The following is a 20,311-nucleotide window of genomic DNA, read 5'->3' on the forward strand; positions in this document are numbered from 1 at the left end:
ACGGTGAGGATAGGCAGAAGAGTCAAGCGTCCGCGCCAGGAATGGCGCGGTTCGAGCCATCAGGGATGATTTTACGGCGTCTTGACGACCTGCTTATTCTCTCCGCTCAGGCGACTTTGTCAATAACCTCAGGTGGCAGGGTATATCTCCCTGCCTCTTAACTGGAGCAGGAAATTTCCAGATGTTTTCCCCAATCCGGCGGCAATGCCGCCAGGTCATCAAACTCAGGTTGATCGGCAAAAGGTTGCTGCAACGCCTGATGTAAGCGCTGTAACGGCTGAATATCATCTTTCTCAGCATGAGAAATCACATGCTGTGCCAGATAGTTGCGCAGTATATATTTAGGATTAACCGCTTTCATCGCCTGCTGGCGCTGTGCATCATCCACTGACTCTTGCTGCAAACGTGCACGATAGCGGCTATACCAACTGTCAAAAGCAGCTCTGTCGACAAAATCATCCCGCAGTGGCGATTGTGCCGAATGGATCTCAACCTCACTCAACAAGCGGAAGGTGCGGGTATAGTCGCGCCCCTCTTTACTCATCAAGCTCAATAGTGCCGTCAGCAGGTCGTTATCCTGACTGCCGCTGTCAAAGAGACCTAATTTGGCGCGCATCTGCTGACCATAAGCCGCCATCAGTTCTGGCTCATAAGCATTCAGCGCCAGTTGCAATTGATCTACCGACATCAAACCGGACAACGCCTGCCCTAAGCGGTGCAAGTTCCACAGTGCGACCGCCGGCTGATTATCAAAAGCATAACGCCCCTGATGATCGGAGTGATTGCATATGTAGCCGGGGACGTAATCATCAAGGAAACCAAATGGGCCATAATCCATGGTTATGCCGAGAATCGACATATTATCGGTATTCATCACGCCATGGGCGAAACCTACCGTTTGCCAATGGGCCATTAAGCGGGCGGTGCGCTTGACCACATCGGTAAACCACAACAGGTAACCCTCCGCCAGCCCGACCAACTGCGGCCAGTGGCGGGCAATAACATAGTCGGCCAGCTGTTTGACCTGCTCAGGCTGCTGTCGATAGTAGAAATGCTCAAAATGGCCGAAGCGCACATGGCTTTCTGCCACCCGCAGTAGCATCGCCCCGCGCTCTGGTTGCTCACGATAAACCGGATGATTGCTGGTGACGATGGTCAATGCACGACTGCTGGGTATCCCCAGATGGTGCAAGGCTTCGGAGGCCAAAAACTCTCTCACCACCGAGCGCAACACTGCGCGCCCATCTCCCATACGCGAATAGGGGGTCAAGCCCGCGCCTTTCAAGTGCCAATCCATGCTGCGGCCATCACTCAGTTGCTGCTCCCCCAGCAAAATACCACGACCGTCACCAAGCTGCCCCGCCCATACGCCAAATTGGTGGCCGCTATAGACCTGCGCCAGCGGCTCCATGCCCGGTAATAGCGCCTCGCCCGCCCATATAGCCGCTTTCGGGCCACTAAACCAGCTGGCATCAAGCCCTAACTCTTGCGCCAGTGGCTCACTGTGATAGAGCAAATGTGCCCCTGTTAATGGCGTTGGCTGCAAATGGGTGTAGAAACCGCTCAGTTGTTGCCCGTAGCTGTTGTTAAATTGTGGGGTGTTAGCAGGTAACATCAGCGTAATACCTCCGCCAGCCAGTGGTGAACTTGCAACAGCTCAGCCTGTGACTCAGGGAAATCAGCACCTAACTGCTGGCAGACCGCATGGATGGCCTCAGGGCGATAGCTCACGCCTTGTAACCGTTCTGCTAGCGCCTCCAGCGGTGCTGGGTTCAAACTGTCGGTGAATATTTGGCAGCGATCAATCGCACCGTGTAATACATCAAAATGTAGCTCAATTCCGCCCCAAACAAAGCGAGTATCGACTAAATGGCTAAAAGCCGGGGCTTGGCCAAAGTTCCACTCCCAACTGCTCTGTTTGGCAAATTGTTCAGTGAAGCCGGGCAGGTCTGGCAAAACTTGTGGCGAGATTATCTCTGCGGCGACTTCTTCATGGTAATAATCGAAGAATGCCTGCTTAATGGCGGCGCAAATCTGCTGGTGGTTAACTCCCGGCAACAGCTCCACCAAATTGGTGACTCGGGAGCGCACTGAGGTAATGCCTTTGGCCTGCAATTTTTTGGGATCGGGATTCAGGTAATCAGCTAAACGATTGAGGTCAGCGCTCAGTAATAGCGTGCCATGGTGAAAACCACGATCCTTGGTCTCTTTGTAAGCGGAACCCGAAACTTTGCGCTCACCATCCCCCTTAACCACCACTAAGTCATTACGCCCGGAAGCTGTGGCCTGGATCCCTAGCGAGGCCAAGGCATTGAGAATAATTTGAGTTGATATTGTTTTATCGTATTCCGGTTTACCGGCCATAAAAGTGAAGCAGCTGTTGCCCAAATCATGAAATACCGCCCCGCCGCCACTGCTGCGGCGCGCCAGCTTCACGCCATCTTGTTCCATGCGCCGTGTATTGCACTCCTTCCACGGATTCTGAGCGCGACCGATGACCACGGTATTAGAATTTTGCCACAAAAACAGTACCCGCTGATCCGGAGACATTTGGCGAAAAATGCACTCTTCTACTGCCAGATTAAACCAGGGATCATAAGAATCAGAAATGAGTAAGCGCAGGGATGACATAAACAGGGCTCCGAACCAGAATAAGCAGCAACTAAGATAGCATAACCCACAGTGATATCTTCAGCTTCAGCCTATTGATGCAATACCCTATTTAGATGCGACGCGCTTGCCAGTAGACACGTTTCCAGTACACATTTTCCAGTGATGAGCGGATAACGCCTTTACTGGTTGAGGCATGGATGAATTCGTCATTGGTATCGTAAATGCCAACATGCAACCCATTCTGCCCACTGCCGGTTTTGAAGAAGACTAAATCGCCGGGCATCAGATCATCACGAGAGACTTTAGTCCCTAACGTGGTTTGTGCCACTGTGGTGCGGGGCAATTGCATATCAAAACGATCGCGGAAGGTGCGGTAAACAAAGCCAGAACAATCAACGCCACCTTGATCCAGCCCGCCATTTCGATACGGCGTGCCTTCCCATTGACGTAACTGCTCATTCAGTTTGGCAACCACCACAATAGAATCAGACAAGTGGCCACTGGGTGCCGGTGCATGGCTGCTACAGCCAGCAAGAATCATGCTGATCAGAAAGATCCAAAAACGCATCCGCATCGATATTCCACCCAGGGTGAGGCTTAGCCAATTCGCCGCACAGTGAACTGTTTGACGTTATATCTGGCTAGCGAAAGGCACCAGTAGGGTTAATTTAGCTATCGAGTATGGAAAAAACAAGTGATATGAATGAGATAATAGGTTTAAGCGCCTTTTATCGGCTTAGTATTTATCAACCAGATACCCAGCAGAATAAAAACTGCCCCCATGGTTTTCAGTAAAGTCGCGGGTTCATTAAACCAAGGAAGCAGTACGGCGGCCAGATAGACCAGTGCATAGCTAAGGCTCAGTAACGGATAGGCTCGATTGAGCGGCAGGTATCTTAACGCAAAAAACCAGCACAACATTGATAAAGCATAGCCCGTCAGCCCACAGATGACGGCGATGAGTTGGCTTAGGTGATTAGCTAAGAATTCGAAATTAATATCAGCCAATGAGATCAACGGGGTATGCATCATGCCCCACTTCAGCATTAACTGGGCCACAGTCACCAGCATCACGCTGCCAATGCCCCACAGATAGCCTTTCATCAGCGCCAACTTATTAATAGGATGCCAAACATAATAGCGGCAATCCCTAGCCAATGGCGGGGTGTCGCCTTCTCGCCATAAAACAGCTGTGCGGCCAGCGTGACCAGCACGAAATTAAAGCTCAGTAGCGGATAGGCCACACTCAGCGGCAGATGTTGCAGTAACCGTAACCACAGCAACATCCCCAAACCGAGCAGCATGATGGCGGCGGCAAGCCAGCGCAGTGTCGGGGCCAGCCGCGCTTTCGGCGACCGCTCCCAGCATTGCGCGGCTTGTTTCTGACACAATTGGCCCGCGCAGGTCAATAAACTGACCATGACCAATAGCAGGTAACTTGTCATGGTGCCTTTTTGTACCACAAAAGTGCCAAACGATTCATCAGGTTAACCTTATCTGCTGCCGGTAAATAGGCCGGAATTGCCTCATCGCGGGATAGTTGCATCACCAAAGATACATCCCCTTGCTGCCTTGCCCTAGCCAGCCATTGACTGAAATCTTCGCCGCTGACGAACTGGTTTTTGCTGTCAGCATAGTTCAGCCCATAGGTCAGTTCACCCTTCTCACTGAGCATCAGTATATCGCTACGTTTTAATTGCCATGCTAATCCCGCAGCCACCCCCACACTGTCGGCCAGCACGTAGCGACTGCTATTGAGTTCGCTAAAATTATGCTTGATAAAGTTTTGTGGCTGTTTGGAATCAATGACTTGTTGCGGGATCAAATATCCCACCAGTAAAACAAACAGTAATGGGCACACCGCCGCCCAGCGCCAATGACGCGCATCATTGCGCCAGGTTATCAAGCCCACCAGCCCCCAGCCGGCAAAGGCAACTGTTCCAAGTACCACTTTTTGATGCTCTTGCGGCCCGTAAGCCACCAGACCACTCACTAGCCCCACGTCGATAACCAGCACCGCCAATGCACAAACCAATCCAAACAGGAAGTTGATGACACCATTAATCTTGAGCGCACGCATTCGCAAGTTGTTGGCACAATCTGTCGCATAGGCGGCCATCAGCATGGATAGCGGTGCCATACACGGCAGGATATAGGTCGGCAGCTTCCCCTTTGCCACACTGAAAAATAGCAACGGCATCAGTACCCAACTGAGTAAAAAGAACAGCTCAGGTCGTGCTACACGTTCACGCCACCCCTTGAGAAGTGCTCCTGGCAATAGCCCTAACCAGGGTAAAACACCCAGGCACAATATCGGCAGGTAGTACCAGAATGGGGCTTTATGTTGCGCATCTTTCTCGGCAAAGCGTTGAATATGCTCAATCCAGAAGAAGTAGTGCCAAAAATCAGGCTCGCGTTGTGCAATTGCCAATGCCCACGGCAAACTCAATAGCACCGCACTCACTATCGCGATTGGGCCAAAAATAAGCAGCTCTTTTACCCGTTTTTGCTGTATCACTATGGGCAGTACAGAGATGACGGGGATCGCCAACGCCAGAAAACCTTTGGTCATAAAACCCATCCCACAAGCAAGGCCGAGCAGCAGATATGCTCCAGCCTTCTGCGTCGACGTCTCTGCCCGCAGTGTGAGATAAAAACAGACCATTGAGGCGGTTAACCACAATGAGATCATTGGGTCCAGTACCGCATAAGTCCCGATACCAAACACCAGCAACATAGAGAGATAAATTAGTGTCGCCAGCAGCGACGTAGCACGATTACGCCATAATAACGTCGCCAGCCAGTAGATTAATATGGCACTCAGCGCGGTGCTAAAAATTGAGCCAAACCGGACGGCGAAATTGGTGTCACCAAATATCCACTGGCTAATATTATTAAACCAATATCCCGCGATGGGTTTCTCAAAATAACGGATGCCCAGTAGATGCGGTACAATCCAGTCACCACGTTGCAACATCTCCCGGCTAATTTCTGCATAGCGCGTTTCGTCAGGTTGCCAAAATAGCCGGCTATTGACCGGTAATAGATATACCAGAGCAAAAAATAGCGACAGCACTACCGCTCCACTTCCTTTTAACAGTCTCATCCTGCACCCTTTATATCTGTCTGGCATCCTAACCAGCCCTCTCGACCTGGAAAGGCTGCGCGTACAACTTTACCCACAGGTAATAAATCCGAATTCTCGGGTAATAGTTCGCTGAGAGGACAAAACTGGATATTCTGTTTTTTTGCTCGAATCAATAACTGCTCAAACATCTGAGCCTGAGACCCGCCTTCAACCTCGGCATGGATGGTATAAACCGGCACACCCTGGTCACGTAACATGGCGGCAATAATAAAATCATTAAAATCTTCAGCGCGAACCTCACTCCCCACCACTTCATCGTAAGTCGGTAAAGTGACGGGGATCTGGACACTGCCTAAGCTGCCATCTGGCAGTTGTGGCCGGAAGGGGTGGGTACCACGACAATCGCTGTTATAACGGAAAGAAAATGGCTGTTTTACCGCTAAAACACGTTCATCGGCACGCCAACCCGCAGCTGCGGAGCAGGTAATCGGCTGCTGAATGCTCCGTTCTAATGCATCCACCCCCAATTGCACCTGCTCCGCCAGTTGCTGCATTGACCACGACGCAACTTTAGCCTGCCAGCCTTGGTGATCCCATGCGTGTAAGCCGACTTCATGCCCCGCCTGTAGCGTGCTTTTCATCACTGGCCCAAGGTCTTCAGCTATCTTTTTACCCGGCCAGGCGGTACCGGCCAGTAAAATATCCCAGCCATAAAGTGAGGCGGCGTTAGATCGCAGCATTTTCCACAGAAAACGCGGTCGGAAAAGACGCCATAAATGGCGCCCCATGTTATCCGGCCCGACACTAAAGAAGAAGCTGGCGCTAACATCATGCTTTGCCAATACGGCCAACAGTGAGGGTACGCCTTCCTTGGTGCCACGGTAGGTATCAACATCAATCCTCAGGCCAACTTGCTTCATACGTGATGATCGTCCTTTGAGCTTTCGTTCAGTTCAAGTACTGCGCCACGCAGGAAGAAATCCAAGGTTTCGGTGACGGTTTGTTGCAAGGCGACTTCAGGTTGCCAGTGTAAAATGCGGCGCGCATTGCGAATACTTGGCGTGCGGTACTCTACGTCCTGATAGCCTTTCCCATAATAGGCACTGCTTTCAATATCTTTAAAGCCAGCAAATGGCGGGAAATGGCCGCGTAACTCATGCTCTTCGAAGCTACTCAACAGCATTTCAGCTAACTCACGAATACTGGCTTCATTGGTTGGGTTACCAATGTTGATAATCTGACCATCACAGCATCCATCACGGTTCTCAATAATACGGAATAGCGCTTCAATGCCATCATGAATATCGGTAAAGCAGCGTTTTTGCGCACCACCATCAACCAGTTTAATCGGTGAGCCTTCGACCAGATTTAAAATAAGCTGAGTAATGGCGCGGGAGCTACCAATACGCGCAGCATCAAGATTATCCAAGCGCGGCCCCATCCAGTTGAAAGGACGGAACAGGGTGAATCTTAAATTTTCTTTCGCGCCATAGGCCCAAATCACGCGGTCCAACAACTGCTTAGAGACGGAGTAGATCCAGCGCTGTTTATTGATCGGCCCCACAATCAGTCGTGAACTATCTTCATCGAACTCTTTATCATCACACATACCATAAACTTCAGATGTGGATGGGAAGACAATACGCTTATTGTATTTAACGCAGTCGCGCACGATCTTCAGATTTTCTTCAAAATCTAATTCGAACACCCGTAGTGGATTGCGGGTATATTCGATCGGTGTAGCAATAGCAACCAGTGGCAAAATAACGTCACACTTCTTAATGTGGTACTCAATCCATTCGGAATGAATACTAATATCCCCCTCCACAAAATGGAAATAGGGGTTATTCAGGAAGCGGCTAATGGCGTCAGAACCAATATCCAGACCATAAACTTCGTAACGGTCATCGCGTAATAAGCGCTCGGTTAAGTGATTCCCGATAAAGCCATTCACGCCGAGAATTAACACGCGGGTCCGGCGTTTTAGGGTTTTGCTTGGTTTTCTGGCTAAACGCACGTCAGTGACAATACCCATCTCGAGTGCCAGGCGGTTGCCCTGAACGTACAAACCACTTTCACCTTGACCGGTCACAATCTCCAATGCCCCTTCACCACAAGCAACAATCAGTGGTGACGTCGACAGCACAGTGCCGGGCAATTTCCCGTGGGCCATATCCAGTGGACGGGCGCGCCAGATGATCAGTTTACGCTGGCCAAGATAACTGAAAGCACCGGGATAAGGTTCTGTTACGGCACGCACCAGATTATTGATAGCTGATGCTGACTGATGCCAATGAATCTCACCATCTGCTGCAGTACGACGGCCAAAATAGCTGGCTTCAGCTTCATTTTGTGGCGTCAGAGGCAGTGGCGCTTCTTTCATTTTAGGCAATAAATCACCTAATAAATTTTGAGAAGCATCACGCATTTTTCCATGTAATGTTAATGCGGTGTCTGCATCGCTAATGGCAACTTTATATTGACCCACTATCGGGCCTGCATCAGCTTTTTTTACCATTTGGTGCAGGGTCACACCTGTTTCACTCTCCCCCTTCACCAGCGCCCAGTTAATAGGTGCACGGCCACGATATTTAGGTAACAGCGAGCCGTGTAAATTAAATGCGCCGCGTGGTGCTAATGACAATATATCGTCACAAAGCATATTGCGATAATAGAAAGAGAATATGATATCAGGTTGCAATTGCTGAATACGCTCAATCCACAATGGGTGATTAACATCTTCCGGCGCAAATACCGGTAAATCTAAATCAGCGGCGACACGCGCCACTGAAGTAAAAAAGCGATTTTCATTGGGATCATCAGTATGGGTAAATACCGCCTGAATATCGTAACCCGCGTCAACCAGTGCTTTCAGACCTACACAGCCAATATCATGATAGGCAAATACAATCGCTTTCATTTTTCTATTTCCTGATTATTTTCGGTCTGCTCACCGCCGACCACTTTCTGTATGAAATAACGTGGGCGTGCACGTACATCGTTATAAATACGGCCGATATATTCACCGAGTAGCCCCATACCGACGAATTGAGCACCGATGAACATGAACAGCACGGCAAATAGCGTAAAGACACCACCGCCGGCCCATTCGGGGCCAAAGACCAAACGCAAAACCACCAGCAGCACCGCCAGCGTGAAGCCAGAGAGTGCAATGACACTGCCGACCAAGCTGAGCAGACGTAGCGGCGTCGTGGTTAGGCAGGTAATCAGGTCATACATCAGATTGATGAGTTTCATCAGGCTATATTTTGAGTCGCCAAATTCACGTTCAGCATGATGAACAGTAATTTCAGTGGTATGGCGGGCAAAGGTATTTGCCAGGATAGGAATAAAGGTACTGCGTTCGTGACAGTGTAACATTGCCTCGACAATATGGCGGCGGTAAGCTCGTAACATACAGCCATAATCCCCCATTGATTTCCCCGTCGCCCGTTGAATCAGCATGTTGATCATGCGGGAGGCCGTTTTACGAAACAGCGAGTCCTGACGGTTGGCGCGCACGGTGCCGACAACGTCATAACCCTCTTCCGCCACAGTGACCAGCCGAGGGATCTCTTCTGGCGGATTTTGCAGATCAGCATCAAGAGTAATCACCAGATCACCGCTGACCTGATTGAATCCCGCCATAATCGCCGAGTGTTGGCCATAGTTGCGATTAAGTAAAACCGCAATGATGCAGCTATCAGGCTCATTAGCCGCCACAGTCAAAATATCGGCGGAGTTATCACTGCTGCCATCATCGACCAGAATAATTTCATAAGGTTGAGTGAGTAATTTACAGGCCGCCGATGTTCTCTCAATTAATACCGGCAAGCTCTCTTGCTCGTTATAAACCGGGATAACCACGGAGACTTTCTTGATCGCTTTATTTTGTAACACGGTGCGGCCCTATAATAGTTGTCAGTGCATCAACCACCCGATCAACATCGCTATCCAGCATGTCGGGGAAAAGGGGCAATGTGCATAATCTGGCAGAGTTCCATTCGGTATGAGGTAAATTCAGCTGTGGGAAACGTTCGCGATAATATTTTTGGGTATGTGCCGCACGAAAATGTAAGCCCGTGCCAATCCCTAACTCTTGCAGTTGCGCCATCAGCGAATCACGGCTAAGACCACAACGCTCCTCGTCGACGCGGACCATAAATAGATGCCATGCATGTTGATGGGGATAGTGAGGAACAGCCAGTGGTTGCAAGGGAGAACCCGCTAATGCCGCATGATAGCGAGCGACAAGCTCCTGACGGCGGGCGTTGATTGCAGCTAAGCGCTGGAGTTGCACCACGGCAATAGCGGCGTGAATATCCGATAAATTGTATTTATAGCCCGGTTCGACAACTTCAGCCTGTGGGCTGCGGCCCTGAACCTGACGATCAAAAGCATCCACGCCCAAACCATGAAACTTAAGCCGACGAACTTTCGCCGCTAACTCATCATCATCAGTCGCAATTAAGCCACCTTCAGCACAGGTGATATTTTTGATAGCATGGAAGGAGAAAATAGCCGTACCTTTTTCGCCAATCCATTGATTTCTATAGCGAGTCCCAACAGCATGGGCCGCGTCTTCAATCAATGGAATCCCTCGTTGCAAAGCAATAGCTCGCAAAGCATCAAGATCACAGGGTGCGCCGGCGTAATGTACCGGGATAATAGCTTTGGTTTTTGGTGTAATAGCCGCTGCAACATCGGCGGCGCTGACCATTAACGTGTCGCGATCGACATCAACCATCACCGGCTCCGCGCCGAGTAGCACGATCATGTTTAGGGTTGACACCCAAGTCTGTGACGGCGTAATCACTTCATCGCCCGGACCAATCCCCAGCGCCATCAGCGTGAGATGCATCCCCGCAGTCGCAGAGCAGACGGCGACCGCATGTTTGCAGCCAAACGTCGCGCAAAAATCCGTTTCTAACTGCTGATTCTGTGGGCCGGTGGTGATCCAACCAGAACCTAGCACTTTGACTACCGCGTTAATTTCGTCGCTGCCAATCGCTGGGCGCGAAAAAGGCAAAAAATTCTGCATTAATAAATCCCTAGAGTACTTTGCGCTTCTGGCAACTATAGGCCCGAATAAGTTAACGAAAACTAAACGCCACTCAGATAGAGTCGTGAGCTACTAGGGGGAAACTCTAGTTCATTAACCTTAAACGAACCTTAAGAAAAGAGGGTTTAGCGGATATATTCAAAATAATAACCATAAATATCAGATTGAGATTTATCCAAAAAAATCAAAACTATAATAAAATAGATGGCACTCTTTTATCGTGACCACTCAATTAATTAGGCTGCTTAGAAAATATTGAGGTGAAAGCTATAATAATTATAATTAGAGATTATAAATATGGAATATTGATTATTTGCTAGCGATAGAGAGGAATAAGTCAGCGCAACTCTTAAATCTTTTTTGTAATAATCCAATTCTGCTGATTAAAACTGTGAATTTGGAAGTCGACTTCGAATACCTCCGATAAGGTAGCGGTTTGCATTACCTGCTGAGTCTCCCCTTGGGCAAGCACCTTTCCACCCGCCATTAACCACACCTGATCGGCCTGCTGCAAGGTATGGTTAAGATCATGGGCCGTGATAATTGCGCTACGACCCGTCGCACAAAATTTATGCAGCAATTCATCTAGCGCCACTTTTTGCGCCACATCCAAGCCCGTATAAGGCTCATCAAGCAGTAACAATCGACTCTCGGGATTGATATCTGGCCACACTTGCAAGAATATCGCCGCCAAACGAACACGTTGCCACTCACCACCGGAGAGCTGTGACAGCATTCGGGGGAGTTTGTCGCTCAGGCGTAATTGGTTGCAGAGATAGCCAATCGTCGCCGCTGCCGCATCTGGGTCAACCCCTGCGGGCTGATAAAGCGCAAGATATTGGAAAACCGGCATCATGGTCAGCGCCGACTGCTGTTGGCTTAAATAGGCCCGCAACCGGGCCAATTCACGCCCTGAATAGAGAGGTAGAGATTTACCCGCCAGCACAATATCTCCAGCCGCAGGTAATAGGCCCGCTACTGCTGCCAGCAGGGTGCTTTTCCCTGCCCCATTCGGGCCAATCACATGAATTTGCCGCCCAGCAGTCACCTGAGTAGAAAAAGGTGCAAGGCGGGTATCTACACTGAGATTGCTGAGCTGCAATAGCTTCAAAATGACTTTTTCATCCGTAAATCAGTGACTAGCCAATGCTTGCGTAATGGCGGCAATCAGCAGCGGATCTTCTGGCGTCATATCAGGCGCAAAGCGCTCAAGCACCACGCCATCGCGGCTAATCAGGAACTTTTCAAAATTCCACAGAATATCACCCGCTTGTTTTGGCTCACGCCCTTTGCTCGCTAACCGCTGATAAAACTCGCTCCCTTCAGGTTTTACCGCCACCGATTTAGCGGCGATCAACTGCTGATAGAGTGGGTGCCGTTGTGGGCCATTGACTTCGATTTTACTGAACATCGGGAATTCAACACCAAATGTCCCGCGGCAAAAAGCCTGGATCTCCTCATCACTGCCCGGTTCCTGCCCGGCAAACTCATTGCTGGGGAAACCTAAGACCTCAAAACCTTGCCCATGATAGGTTTTATAAAGACTCTCTAGCCCTTCATACTGCTTAGTCAGACCACACTGAGAGGCCACATTAACCACTAACAGAACCGAACCTTTATACTTTTCTAGTTGCACCGATTGATGATCAATGGTGTTGACTGGGATGGAATAAATTGGATTACTCATCAGGAAGGCCCCTTATTCAGCAATGAAAAACAGATAAACTGACAATAATATGAATGGGTAACAGGCCGATCACTTTACACTTTTCACCCGTGTCAGCAACCAGATAAATAGCGGCGAGCCGAGTGTCGCGGTGACCACGCCAATGGGTAATTCTGCCGAGAATAGAGCGATACGCGCGATAACATCAGCCAATAGCAGTATCCCGCCGCCCGCCAAAGCACAACCCACTAATAGACGCCGTTGGTCGGTTAAGCCAGTCAATCGTAAAATATGGGGGATAACAAGACCAATAAAACTGATCACGCCAGCTAAAGCAACACTGATACCGACCAGTAAACCAATAGCCAGCACCAATAAATTCCGCCATAAGTGGAGGGGAATACCCAGTTGTCTGGCTTGTTGTTCACCCAGTGACATAAAATTAAGTACTCGCCCTTGGCAACAGAGCCATATGACAATCGGCAGTAGCGCAATAACCAACCCTTGATGGCGCCAGTCAATCCCGCTGAACCCGCCCATCATCCAATACATTAATTGGCGTAAATCCAAGCTGGTGCTGAAGTAGACAGCCCACGTCATAATGGCGCTGCAAACAATCCCTAAGGCAACGCCAACCAGTAGCAGACGGGCGTTGGTCAGTAATCGTCTACGGGCGAATCCGAGCAGAAGCACAGTCATAAATAGGGCCCCGGCAATCGCGCAAGCACTTAAGAACCAGATGGGCAGCAGCCCGTGGCCCAGTAACACGGCCATCACCAGCGCTACCCCCGCGCCATTGGCTACCCCTAATAAGCCCGGCTCGGCTAATGGATTTTCGAACAGTGCCTGCATCACCGCACCGGAGACGGCAAGACTCGCGCCAACCATCATCACCGCTAATGCTCGGGGCAAACGCAACTGCCAAACAAATAGTTGCCCGCTGTCGCTCAGCCACTGAGTCGGCAAAATCCAAACATCACCGGCACACAAACTGACGACCAGCGCCAATAGCAGCATCACCATCAAGCCCCAGAGGTAACGGTGATCACGCTGTTGTTGCCGCTGTTGGAGTGCGGTAAATAGTGGGTGGGTCTGCATTATATTCTCGGCCATCGCCTCAGGATTTACCTGAAAATGTCTGATATCCATGATTAGGCATAGATAGTAGGGGGTTAACGCGATAAGGGGAAGTTTTGCATGAAAAAAGTCAAATGAAGGGGGATCGTGCCGTTGGGGTCGAAGTGGCGTGAGCCACCGACGTGCCCCTAGGTGCGGTAAACCCTTCACTCACTGAGCTATCAGCAGCTTTGTCATTAACCTCAAGGGGCATTGAATGCCCCCTTTGTTGTTCTGTTTAACTGTACTTGTACCTAACGGCGAGCATCCGCCAAATCACTTGGCATGGTACCTTGCATACTGTGCCAGATAGCCCCGCTCTCTTTGCCATAAGCTCGCAGACAATCCAGCACCTGATCATAGGCTTTCTCATCACAGAGTGACGACAGCTTGCTGTAGAAGGTTAGTGCCAGCTTGCGGGCCTCAGGATTGGAGAAGTAGTAACGCCCAACGCGGGTATAGAGCCCTTTCATGCCATTGAGGATCAAACCATAAATCGGATTACCTGAAGCGAAAGCCAACCCACGGAAAATGCCGTAATCCAGTGCAGTAAATGCCTCTGAGCTGTCATCAACCGTCAGAGCTTGCGCCAGAATTTCCTGCGCTTTTTCTGGATGATTGCGAATTGCAGTCCGGACAAAAATAGTCGCTATATTAGTTCGAACAGCCAGTAAGTTATCTATCAATTGTGGAACGCTATCGTGGTCAAGCCGCGCGAGTGTCTCCAATATATTGAGACCGGATGTCTCCCAAAAATTGTTTACTTTCGTCGGTTTACCATGCTGAATAGTGAGCCAGCCATCGCGGGCTAGCCGTTGCAGCACTTCGCGCAATGTTGTGCGGGTCACTCCAATTAGCTCTGAAAGTTCACGCTCCGCGGGCAAAATAGTGCCTGGAGGGAAGCGATTATTCCAAATACTTTCAATAATATACTCTTCCGCGAAACCGGCAGGACTTTGCGCCTTTATAACCATATTTTTGACGTTCCGTAGCGATACATATCAGCGATTTAGTGCGCTCATCATACCAGACGACTCTACTCTGATATAGCGCCAGAATCGTACAAACGTTGAAAGTAGTCATAAAGTTGCAAAAATTGTGCAGATGTAATGATGGGCAGACTATACGCATTGCTTTTAGATGAATGACGTAAAGTAAAACGTAACTTTGAATGCCAATAGCGCCATAATAATTTATTTAAGGAGACCATAATTCACAATGGATATGACCATTAGACAAGCGGTACTCAAGAACTTTCTCGGCAACTCACCGGATTGGTACAAATTGGCCATTGTCGGGTTTCTTATCATTAACCCGCTGGTGTTTTTCTTTGTCAGCCCGTTTATCGCTGGCTGGATGCTGGTGATTGAGTTTATCTTTACGCTGGCAATGGCACTAAAATGTTATCCCCTGCAACCGGGTGGATTATTAGCCATTCAGGCCATTGCCATCGGCATGACTAGCCCACATCAAGTTGCAGAAGAGATTGCCAGCAATCTGGAAGTGCTGTTACTGCTGGTATTTATGGTAGCGGGCATCTACTTTATGAAGCAGTTGCTACTGTTTGTATTTACTAAACTTTTACTGAATATCCGTTCAAAAATAGTTCTCTCATTAGCCTTCTGCATCGCCTCCGCTTTTCTTTCTGCCTTCCTGGATGCATTAACCGTTATTGCGGTAGTCATTAGCGTATCCGTTGGTTTTTATACTATTTATCACCATGTTGCATCGAATCATACCGATAAAGACATTACCGATGACAGCTGGATCGATAATCAAGAGAATCGTAAAACGCTGGAGCAATTCAGGGCATTTTTACGCAGTCTGATGATGCATGCGGGTGTAGGCACGGCACTGGGCGGTGTGATGACCATGGTCGGTGAGCCACAGAATCTTATTATCGCCAAAAGTGCCGGCTGGAATTTTGCTGAGTTCTTTATACGAATGCTACCCGTCACACTGCCAGTATTGTGCTGCGGATTACTGGTCTGCCTGCTGGTCGAGCGCTTCAAACTCTTTGGTTATGGTGCCGAGCTACCTGACCGTGTTCGCCAGGTACTGACCGATTACGATAAGCAAGCCAGCGCAAAACGCAGCCGGCAGGAGAAGGCAAAACTCCTGACTCAAGCACTGATTGGTGTTTGGTTGGTTCTGGCGTTGGCACTACATATCGCCGAAGTGGGGTTGGTCGGGTTATCGGTGATTATTCTCGCCACCTCGCTCTGTGGTATCACTAATGAACATGCCCTGGGTAAAGCCTTTCAGGAGGCGTTGCCGTTTACCGCGCTGCTCACCGTCTTTTTCGCGGTAGTCGCAGTAATCATTGAGCAAAGTCTATTCACCCCCATTATACAGTTTGTGTTGCAGGCCTCACCATCAGCACAGTTATCACTGTTTTATCTGTTTAATGGCTTGCTCTCCTCGGTTTCGGATAATGTCTTTGTCGGCACCGTCTATATCAATGAGGCCCGTACCGCGTTTGAACATGGCGTTATTTCACTTAAGCAGTTTGAGTTTCTGGCGGTCGCCATCAATACCGGGACTAACCTCCCCTCCGTTGCCACCCCTAATGGTCAGGCCGCGTTCCTGTTCTTGCTGACCTCCGCGCTGGCACCACTTATTCGCCTTTCGTATGGTCGTATGGTGTATATGGCTCTGCCCTATACCATCGTGATGACCATTGTCGGTCTGTTGGGTGTTGAATATTTATTAGTCCCAGTAACAGAATGGATGACACAAAATGGCTGGATAAGTTTGCCTCATATCGTGGCAGGGGTTAGCATCACACACTGATTACTTGCATAATAGTCTCAGCCAGTTCTACACTTTTCCTCGCTACGAAGGGCGTTGATTAACTTCGGGGAATTATGAGCTGGCAAAACAAACCAATATCTCACCCAAAGTAAAATTTATGCCAGTGATAGGTTGTCACGCGCGAGAAATCGCTGATTTTTGGCTAATTTTACCTTTGGGTAGCTGGCAGCAAAGATGATTTGGTTTACACTGCCGGTACAATTGCTTACTGCATGGAAAATAAAGATATGTTGCAATTCCTTAACCGCTGCTCTAAAGGGCGCGGTGCTTGGCTATTAATGGCCCTGACTGCACTTGCACTAGAATTGATTGCGCTCTATTTTCAACACGTGATGTTGTTACAGCCTTGCGTAATGTGTATCTACGAACGTGCTGCTTTATTCGGCATTCTTGGTGCGTCGTTGTTGGGTGCGATTGCGCCCAAATCACCACTGCGCTATCTGGCTATTTTTATCTGGATCTACAGCGCATGGCGAGGGGTTCAACTAGCCTGGGTTCACACCATGCTGCAACTGCACCCTTCACCTTTCACTACCTGTGATTTCTTTGTCAGCTTCCCTTCTTGGTTACCATTGGATAAATGGTTACCTGCGGTATTTGTTGCCAGTGGCGACTGCTCAGTAAAACAGTGGGAATTTCTGTCATTAGAAATGCCACAGTGGTTGGTAGGGATCTTTGCTGCGTATTTAGTGATTGGTCTATTGGTTCTAATCAGCCAATTCGTTAAGCCGAAAAGACGCGATCTGTTTGGCCGATAGTTTTTATACATATCTTTATCTATCAATGGCGCCACTCGGCGCCATTGGTTTTAATAAATACCCGTTCCACGATTAATTAACGAATAATGCCCCGTGCCGAGCGGGAAAAGAAAGGCTTATAGGCGTGCAGTATTTGCCACTCTTTCGCGAGAAGTTCAATTTCAATATTCACCTCCGCCACCCGCTTACCGGTATGATAAATAAGCTGATAGGCATTTTTAACTGCTTGCCAGTCGCGACTATCCAGCCAATCAGGCCCCATCGCCAAATCCCTGACCCCCACGGGCGCAGCACGATTTCCTTCAGCAATAACATAAGGCGGGATATCTTGCACCACACAGGAACCGGTGTTGACTAGCGCATAAGTGCCGATAACACAAAACTGATGTACTGCACTTGCGGCGGCAATAATGGCGAAATCATCGACCTCAACATGCCCCGCCAACCCCACATTTGACTCTAATAAACAGTGGCTGCCTATTACGCAGTCATGGCCAATATGCACGTGACTCATCAGATTATTATCATCACCGATGCGCGTTATACCAACACCTTGTATTGTGCCGCGATGAATGGTGACATTTTGTTGAATCAAATTGCGATCACCAATAATAACCCGAGTATCTTCACCCTGATATTTAAGATCCTGATTAACCTCACCGATGGAGGAGAATTGTCCAATATTATTGTCACAGCCAAGCTCGGTATTACCATTAATGACAATATGTGATTTAAGTACCGTGCCAGAACCAATAGTGACTTGAGCGCCAATGTGACAAAAGTGACCAATTTGTACATTCGCACCAATCACCGCCCCCTTCTCAATAATTGCAGTAGCAGAAATTATCGCGGTGTTATCAATCAAGCTATTTAACTCTCTAGATAGAGGACTCACTTTACAACTTTGTGGGTAACTTTAACGTCAACTAGGGACTAATCCATCCATTGGTTTAATCAGATTTATAGATAAAAAAGGTCGCACAACTAAAAAAGGCCACCCTTTAGGCAGCCTCATCTCAATCTGATGATAAGCGAATTAAGCTTTGGTATGTGTGCAAATGTACTGGTTAGCCTGCTCACCATCAACAATAGCCAGTCGAATTGGCAATGCAGATATATTGAGGGAGGCAATAACCTGATCCTGACTATTTGCTTTCTGGAAGATTAATGACTCACCCTGACCTTCCGGATTCACTTTTACGAACTGAAATACCGACTTATCGATGGTCAATTGTTGATTAGGACCATCCAACACCGCAGAGAGACGACTCCCCTCTTTCAGCTGGCAATCAAGGTTAATTAATGAAGTCCCACCCGCCAGAGCCTGATGCGAAACACTACCTAAAGTCGCGGAGATGCCGATGATGACAGCGGCTAACGTTGAATATTTCATTTTATTAAGTTTCTTGGTTAAATTTCGGCGCTAGTATGCCACACCTAACCTATCAATAGGTAAGTGTTATCTGGCCCACTGAGGTTTATTAAGTATGTGATCTTGCCAGTCGATCACTTCACTTTCATGAACCGCAATATGGCGTACTGAGATACGTTCGCCATGCATGGCGGATTTTGAATGGGTGATTAGCGGGTGCCACTGGGGTAAGCCACGACCTTCGCCGATGAGCCGATAGGCGCAAGTTGGCGGTAACCAATCAAAAGTGACCAGATTTTCGCGAGTTAACTTGATGCAATCCTCTTCCAACTCAAAGCGGTGCTCATAGTTACGGCACTGGCAGGTTTTAATATTGAGCTGATCGCAGGCCACATTGGTGAAGTAGATTTCATCAGTGTCCTCATCAATCAGTTTGTTCAAACAGCATTGGCCGCAACCGTCGCACAGTGATTCCCATTCACTATCTGACATCTCAGCGAGTGTTTTTTGTTGCCAAAAAGGAAGTTGTGACATATCGGTATCCGGTGTAGATAAATGAGCGGGTCGTTATAGACGCTTTAGCGGTCAGATGCAAGCCTTGCCGCCTAGCCAAAGGGCATAAGCGGCAGGGATTTGGTTAGATTATGCGGGTGTTCAAGGTCTTGCCATTAAGCATTATTTTAAGCATATCGCCCGACTTCATCGGCCCAACCCCTTGTGGGGTGCCCGTCAAAACAATATCGCCAGCCCGCAAAGTAAAGAAGCGGCTAATGTAACTTATCAGCGGAATGATGGGGGTAATCATGTCGCGAGTATTACCCTGCTGACGAATTTCATCATTAATAGTCAGGGACAATTCAGCCTGTTGTGCATCACCAAACTCAGCTACAGGAATAAAACCAGAGATCGGGCAAGAGCCATCAAATGCTTTGGCTTTCTCCCACGGCTGGCCGGCCTTCTTCAGACCCGCCTGCAGCTCGCGCAAAGTTAAATCCAGCGCCACACCATAACCCGCAATCGCACGAGCCACCCTATCTTCGCTGGCTTGTTTTAACGGCGTACCGATCAAAACAGCCAACTCAACTTCATGGTGTACTGCTCCAAACTCTTTGGGGATCGACACTGGCTGGCGAATGTCACATAACGCCGTTTCAGGTTTGATAAACAGAACCGGTTCAACTGAGGCTGTACTCCCCATCTCTTTAATATGTTCTGCATAGTTGCTGCCTACGCAAACCACTTTACTCACTGGAAAATCCAGCAAAGCCCCTTGCCAGTCTCTATGTTGATACATACTGCCTCTCCTGAATTTACATCCTGATAGCCCCGACACCGCAGTCAAACGACTATGGCATAGAGCGACTATCACGCCAACTCAATATTGAAGTCCGCCCGCAATTTAGCTTATGGCCTCAATCAAGGTAAAAGCCCCTCCTCACTAGACCGCAACTCACTGAGGAAGGTGAAAGCCTTCATATTAGGATGATGCTTTGCTTTCGCCCAAATGCATTTTCAACAAGCTCTCTGGCGGGGGCGGAACTTGCAGATAAAAGCCCTGATCAACAAGCGCACTTTTCACTTTTTCGATATCCGCGGTTGCTAAGGTTTTACGGCTGTTTAATGCCAGTTGCATCGCAAATTGCGGTTTGCCAAAACTGGCGAGCAGCTCAGCCGGCACTCGCGAAAAATCATCTCTCTTTTCAATATAGAGGTAAGTCTGATCCCGTTTCGGGCTTCTATAAATAGCACAAAGCATGTTCTGGACTCTATTGGTCGAATTCGATAGTAAAATGGTATGGTAGCTGAAAATTATAACATGCCA

General features: G+C 48.8%; 21 protein-coding genes. 2 read left to right on the forward strand and 19 right to left on the reverse strand.

Features of this window, described 5'->3' with window-relative positions; genetic code table 11:
- Positions 1 to 157 precede the first annotated feature (157 nt).
- The 14 genes from HRK25_RS16680 to fadR all read right to left on the reverse strand — a co-directional run bounded on the left by HRK25_RS16680 (position 158) and on the right by fadR (position 14,519).
- The gene (locus HRK25_RS16680) at positions 158 to 1,615 is read right to left on the reverse strand and encodes a protein adenylyltransferase SelO (RefSeq protein ID WP_005270264.1); all 1,458 of its coding nucleotides are present in this window, start codon (positions 1,613 to 1,615) and stop codon (positions 158 to 160) included.
- Positions 1,615 to 2,631, reverse strand: a complete 1,017-nt coding sequence (locus HRK25_RS16685; protein ID WP_032896162.1) for a lipoate--protein ligase — start codon at positions 2,629 to 2,631, stop codon at positions 1,615 to 1,617. Before HRK25_RS16685 ends, HRK25_RS16680 begins: the two co-directional genes overlap by 1 nt.
- A 91-nt stretch (positions 2,632 to 2,722) precedes the next feature.
- The gene (locus HRK25_RS16690; protein ID WP_005270262.1) at positions 2,723 to 3,187 is read right to left on the reverse strand and encodes an NlpC/P60 family protein; all 465 of its coding nucleotides are present in this window, start codon (positions 3,185 to 3,187) and stop codon (positions 2,723 to 2,725) included.
- 143 nt (positions 3,188 to 3,330) lie between these two features.
- A complete protein-coding gene (gene arnF, locus HRK25_RS16695; protein ID WP_005270260.1) occupies positions 3,331 to 3,717 on the reverse strand; it encodes a 4-amino-4-deoxy-L-arabinose-phosphoundecaprenol flippase subunit ArnF in 387 nt (128 codons plus the stop codon).
- On the reverse strand, positions 3,717 to 4,058 hold the full coding sequence (arnE, locus tag HRK25_RS16700) for a 4-amino-4-deoxy-L-arabinose-phosphoundecaprenol flippase subunit ArnE (protein ID WP_032896160.1): 342 nt from the start codon (positions 4,056 to 4,058) through the stop codon (positions 3,717 to 3,719). The genes arnF and arnE overlap by 1 nt, the downstream gene beginning before the upstream one ends.
- Entirely contained in the window at positions 4,055 to 5,719 is a 1,665-nt protein-coding gene (gene arnT / locus HRK25_RS16705) for a lipid IV(A) 4-amino-4-deoxy-L-arabinosyltransferase (protein ID WP_032896158.1), read from the reverse strand. The genes arnE and arnT overlap by 4 nt, the downstream gene beginning before the upstream one ends.
- Entirely contained in the window at positions 5,716 to 6,621 is a 906-nt protein-coding gene (arnD, locus tag HRK25_RS16710; protein ID WP_032896154.1) for a 4-deoxy-4-formamido-L-arabinose-phosphoundecaprenol deformylase, read from the reverse strand. Before arnD ends, arnT begins: the two co-directional genes overlap by 4 nt.
- Positions 6,618 to 8,621 (reverse strand): bifunctional UDP-4-amino-4-deoxy-L-arabinose formyltransferase/UDP-glucuronic acid oxidase ArnA, encoded by a 2,004-nt coding sequence (arnA, locus tag HRK25_RS16715; protein WP_032896151.1) that lies wholly within the window; start codon positions 8,619 to 8,621, stop codon positions 6,618 to 6,620. Before arnA ends, arnD begins: the two co-directional genes overlap by 4 nt.
- Positions 8,618 to 9,601, reverse strand: a complete 984-nt coding sequence (gene arnC / locus HRK25_RS16720) for an undecaprenyl-phosphate 4-deoxy-4-formamido-L-arabinose transferase (RefSeq protein ID WP_032896148.1) — start codon at positions 9,599 to 9,601, stop codon at positions 8,618 to 8,620. The genes arnA and arnC overlap by 4 nt, the downstream gene beginning before the upstream one ends.
- The gene (gene arnB, locus HRK25_RS16725) at positions 9,588 to 10,742 is read right to left on the reverse strand and encodes a UDP-4-amino-4-deoxy-L-arabinose aminotransferase (protein WP_005270249.1); all 1,155 of its coding nucleotides are present in this window, start codon (positions 10,740 to 10,742) and stop codon (positions 9,588 to 9,590) included. Before arnB ends, arnC begins: the two co-directional genes overlap by 14 nt.
- Positions 10,743 to 11,112: 370 nt before the next feature.
- On the reverse strand, positions 11,113 to 11,874 hold the full coding sequence (gene btuD, locus HRK25_RS16730) for a vitamin B12 ABC transporter ATP-binding protein BtuD (protein ID WP_005270248.1): 762 nt from the start codon (positions 11,872 to 11,874) through the stop codon (positions 11,113 to 11,115).
- A 21-nt stretch (positions 11,875 to 11,895) separates the two neighbouring features.
- Complete coding sequence (locus HRK25_RS16735; protein WP_005270246.1) at positions 11,896 to 12,450, reverse strand: glutathione peroxidase; 555 nt, start codon at positions 12,448 to 12,450, stop codon at positions 11,896 to 11,898.
- 69 nt (positions 12,451 to 12,519) lie between these two features.
- A complete protein-coding gene (gene btuC, locus HRK25_RS16740; protein WP_032896274.1) occupies positions 12,520 to 13,527 on the reverse strand; it encodes a vitamin B12 ABC transporter permease BtuC in 1,008 nt (335 codons plus the stop codon).
- A 272-nt stretch (positions 13,528 to 13,799) separates the two neighbouring features.
- A complete protein-coding gene (gene fadR, locus HRK25_RS16745) occupies positions 13,800 to 14,519 on the reverse strand; it encodes a fatty acid metabolism transcriptional regulator FadR (RefSeq protein WP_005270241.1) in 720 nt (239 codons plus the stop codon).
- A gap of 244 nt (positions 14,520 to 14,763) precedes the next feature.
- Here fadR and nhaB point away from each other — a divergent pair, with 244 nt between their 5' ends.
- Entirely contained in the window at positions 14,764 to 16,338 is a 1,575-nt protein-coding gene (gene nhaB / locus HRK25_RS16750; protein ID WP_005270240.1) for a sodium/proton antiporter NhaB, read from the forward strand.
- 248 nt (positions 16,339 to 16,586) lie between these two features.
- Positions 16,587 to 17,117: a disulfide bond formation protein DsbB gene (dsbB, locus tag HRK25_RS16755; RefSeq protein ID WP_032896271.1), complete on the forward strand. Its 531-nt coding sequence runs from the start codon at positions 16,587 to 16,589 to the stop codon at positions 17,115 to 17,117.
- Positions 17,118 to 17,193: 76 nt separating this feature from the next.
- On the opposite strand, the gene lpxA is transcribed toward dsbB, so the two are convergent.
- The 5 genes from lpxA to HRK25_RS16780 form a co-directional block, all read right to left on the reverse strand.
- On the reverse strand, positions 17,194 to 17,982 hold the full coding sequence (gene lpxA, locus HRK25_RS16760; RefSeq protein WP_005270237.1) for an acyl-ACP--UDP-N-acetylglucosamine O-acyltransferase: 789 nt from the start codon (positions 17,980 to 17,982) through the stop codon (positions 17,194 to 17,196).
- A gap of 171 nt (positions 17,983 to 18,153) precedes the next feature.
- Positions 18,154 to 18,510 (reverse strand): hypothetical protein, encoded by a 357-nt coding sequence (locus HRK25_RS16765; RefSeq protein ID WP_005270235.1) that lies wholly within the window; start codon positions 18,508 to 18,510, stop codon positions 18,154 to 18,156.
- Positions 18,511 to 18,576: 66 nt separating this feature from the next.
- Positions 18,577 to 19,023 (reverse strand): YcgN family cysteine cluster protein, encoded by a 447-nt coding sequence (locus HRK25_RS16770; RefSeq protein WP_005270233.1) that lies wholly within the window; start codon positions 19,021 to 19,023, stop codon positions 18,577 to 18,579.
- A gap of 103 nt (positions 19,024 to 19,126) precedes the next feature.
- Positions 19,127 to 19,783, reverse strand: a complete 657-nt coding sequence (locus HRK25_RS16775; protein ID WP_005270231.1) for a fumarylacetoacetate hydrolase family protein — start codon at positions 19,781 to 19,783, stop codon at positions 19,127 to 19,129.
- A 183-nt stretch (positions 19,784 to 19,966) separates the two neighbouring features.
- Complete coding sequence (locus tag HRK25_RS16780; RefSeq protein ID WP_032896144.1) at positions 19,967 to 20,245, reverse strand: YcgL domain-containing protein; 279 nt, start codon at positions 20,243 to 20,245, stop codon at positions 19,967 to 19,969.
- Between the last annotated feature and the right edge of the window lie 66 nt (positions 20,246 to 20,311).

Source organism: Yersinia bercovieri ATCC 43970, assembly GCF_013282745.1.
GTDB classification, from domain to species: Bacteria; Pseudomonadota; Gammaproteobacteria; order Enterobacterales; family Enterobacteriaceae; genus Yersinia; species Yersinia bercovieri.

What these genes read in the sequence shown, in the direction of transcription:
- arnD (WP_032896154.1), bottom strand. Translation starts at nt 6,621, where the DNA reads ATGAAGCAAGTTGGCCTGAGGATTGATGTTGATACCTACCGTGGCACC.
- arnT (WP_032896158.1), bottom strand. Translation starts at nt 5,719, where the DNA reads ATGAGACTGTTAAAAGGAAGTGGAGCGGTAGTGCTGTCGCTATTTTTT.
- arnF (WP_005270260.1), bottom strand. Translation starts at nt 3,717, where the DNA reads ATGAAAGGCTATCTGTGGGGCATTGGCAGCGTGATGCTGGTGACTGTG.
- HRK25_RS16780 (WP_032896144.1), bottom strand. Translation starts at nt 20,245, where the DNA reads ATGCTTTGTGCTATTTATAGAAGCCCGAAACGGGATCAGACTTACCTC.
- fadR (WP_005270241.1), bottom strand. Translation starts at nt 14,519, where the DNA reads ATGGTTATAAAGGCGCAAAGTCCTGCCGGTTTCGCGGAAGAGTATATT.
- HRK25_RS16770 (WP_005270233.1), bottom strand. Translation starts at nt 19,023, where the DNA reads ATGTCACAACTTCCTTTTTGGCAACAAAAAACACTCGCTGAGATGTCA.
- HRK25_RS16735 (WP_005270246.1), bottom strand. Translation starts at nt 12,450, where the DNA reads ATGAGTAATCCAATTTATTCCATCCCAGTCAACACCATTGATCATCAA.
- nhaB (WP_005270240.1), top strand. Translation starts at nt 14,764, where the DNA reads ATGGATATGACCATTAGACAAGCGGTACTCAAGAACTTTCTCGGCAAC.
- btuC (WP_032896274.1), bottom strand. Translation starts at nt 13,527, where the DNA reads ATGCAGACCCACCCACTATTTACCGCACTCCAACAGCGGCAACAACAG.
- HRK25_RS16775 (WP_005270231.1), bottom strand. Translation starts at nt 19,783, where the DNA reads ATGTATCAACATAGAGACTGGCAAGGGGCTTTGCTGGATTTTCCAGTG.
- arnB (WP_005270249.1), bottom strand. Translation starts at nt 10,742, where the DNA reads ATGCAGAATTTTTTGCCTTTTTCGCGCCCAGCGATTGGCAGCGACGAA.
- HRK25_RS16680 (WP_005270264.1), bottom strand. Translation starts at nt 1,615, where the DNA reads ATGTTACCTGCTAACACCCCACAATTTAACAACAGCTACGGGCAACAA.
- HRK25_RS16690 (WP_005270262.1), bottom strand. Translation starts at nt 3,187, where the DNA reads ATGCGGATGCGTTTTTGGATCTTTCTGATCAGCATGATTCTTGCTGGC.
- arnA (WP_032896151.1), bottom strand. Translation starts at nt 8,621, where the DNA reads ATGAAAGCGATTGTATTTGCCTATCATGATATTGGCTGTGTAGGTCTG.
- dsbB (WP_032896271.1), top strand. Translation starts at nt 16,587, where the DNA reads ATGTTGCAATTCCTTAACCGCTGCTCTAAAGGGCGCGGTGCTTGGCTA.
- HRK25_RS16685 (WP_032896162.1), bottom strand. Translation starts at nt 2,631, where the DNA reads ATGTCATCCCTGCGCTTACTCATTTCTGATTCTTATGATCCCTGGTTT.
- HRK25_RS16765 (WP_005270235.1), bottom strand. Translation starts at nt 18,510, where the DNA reads ATGAAATATTCAACGTTAGCCGCTGTCATCATCGGCATCTCCGCGACT.
- arnE (WP_032896160.1), bottom strand. Translation starts at nt 4,058, where the DNA reads ATGACAAGTTACCTGCTATTGGTCATGGTCAGTTTATTGACCTGCGCG.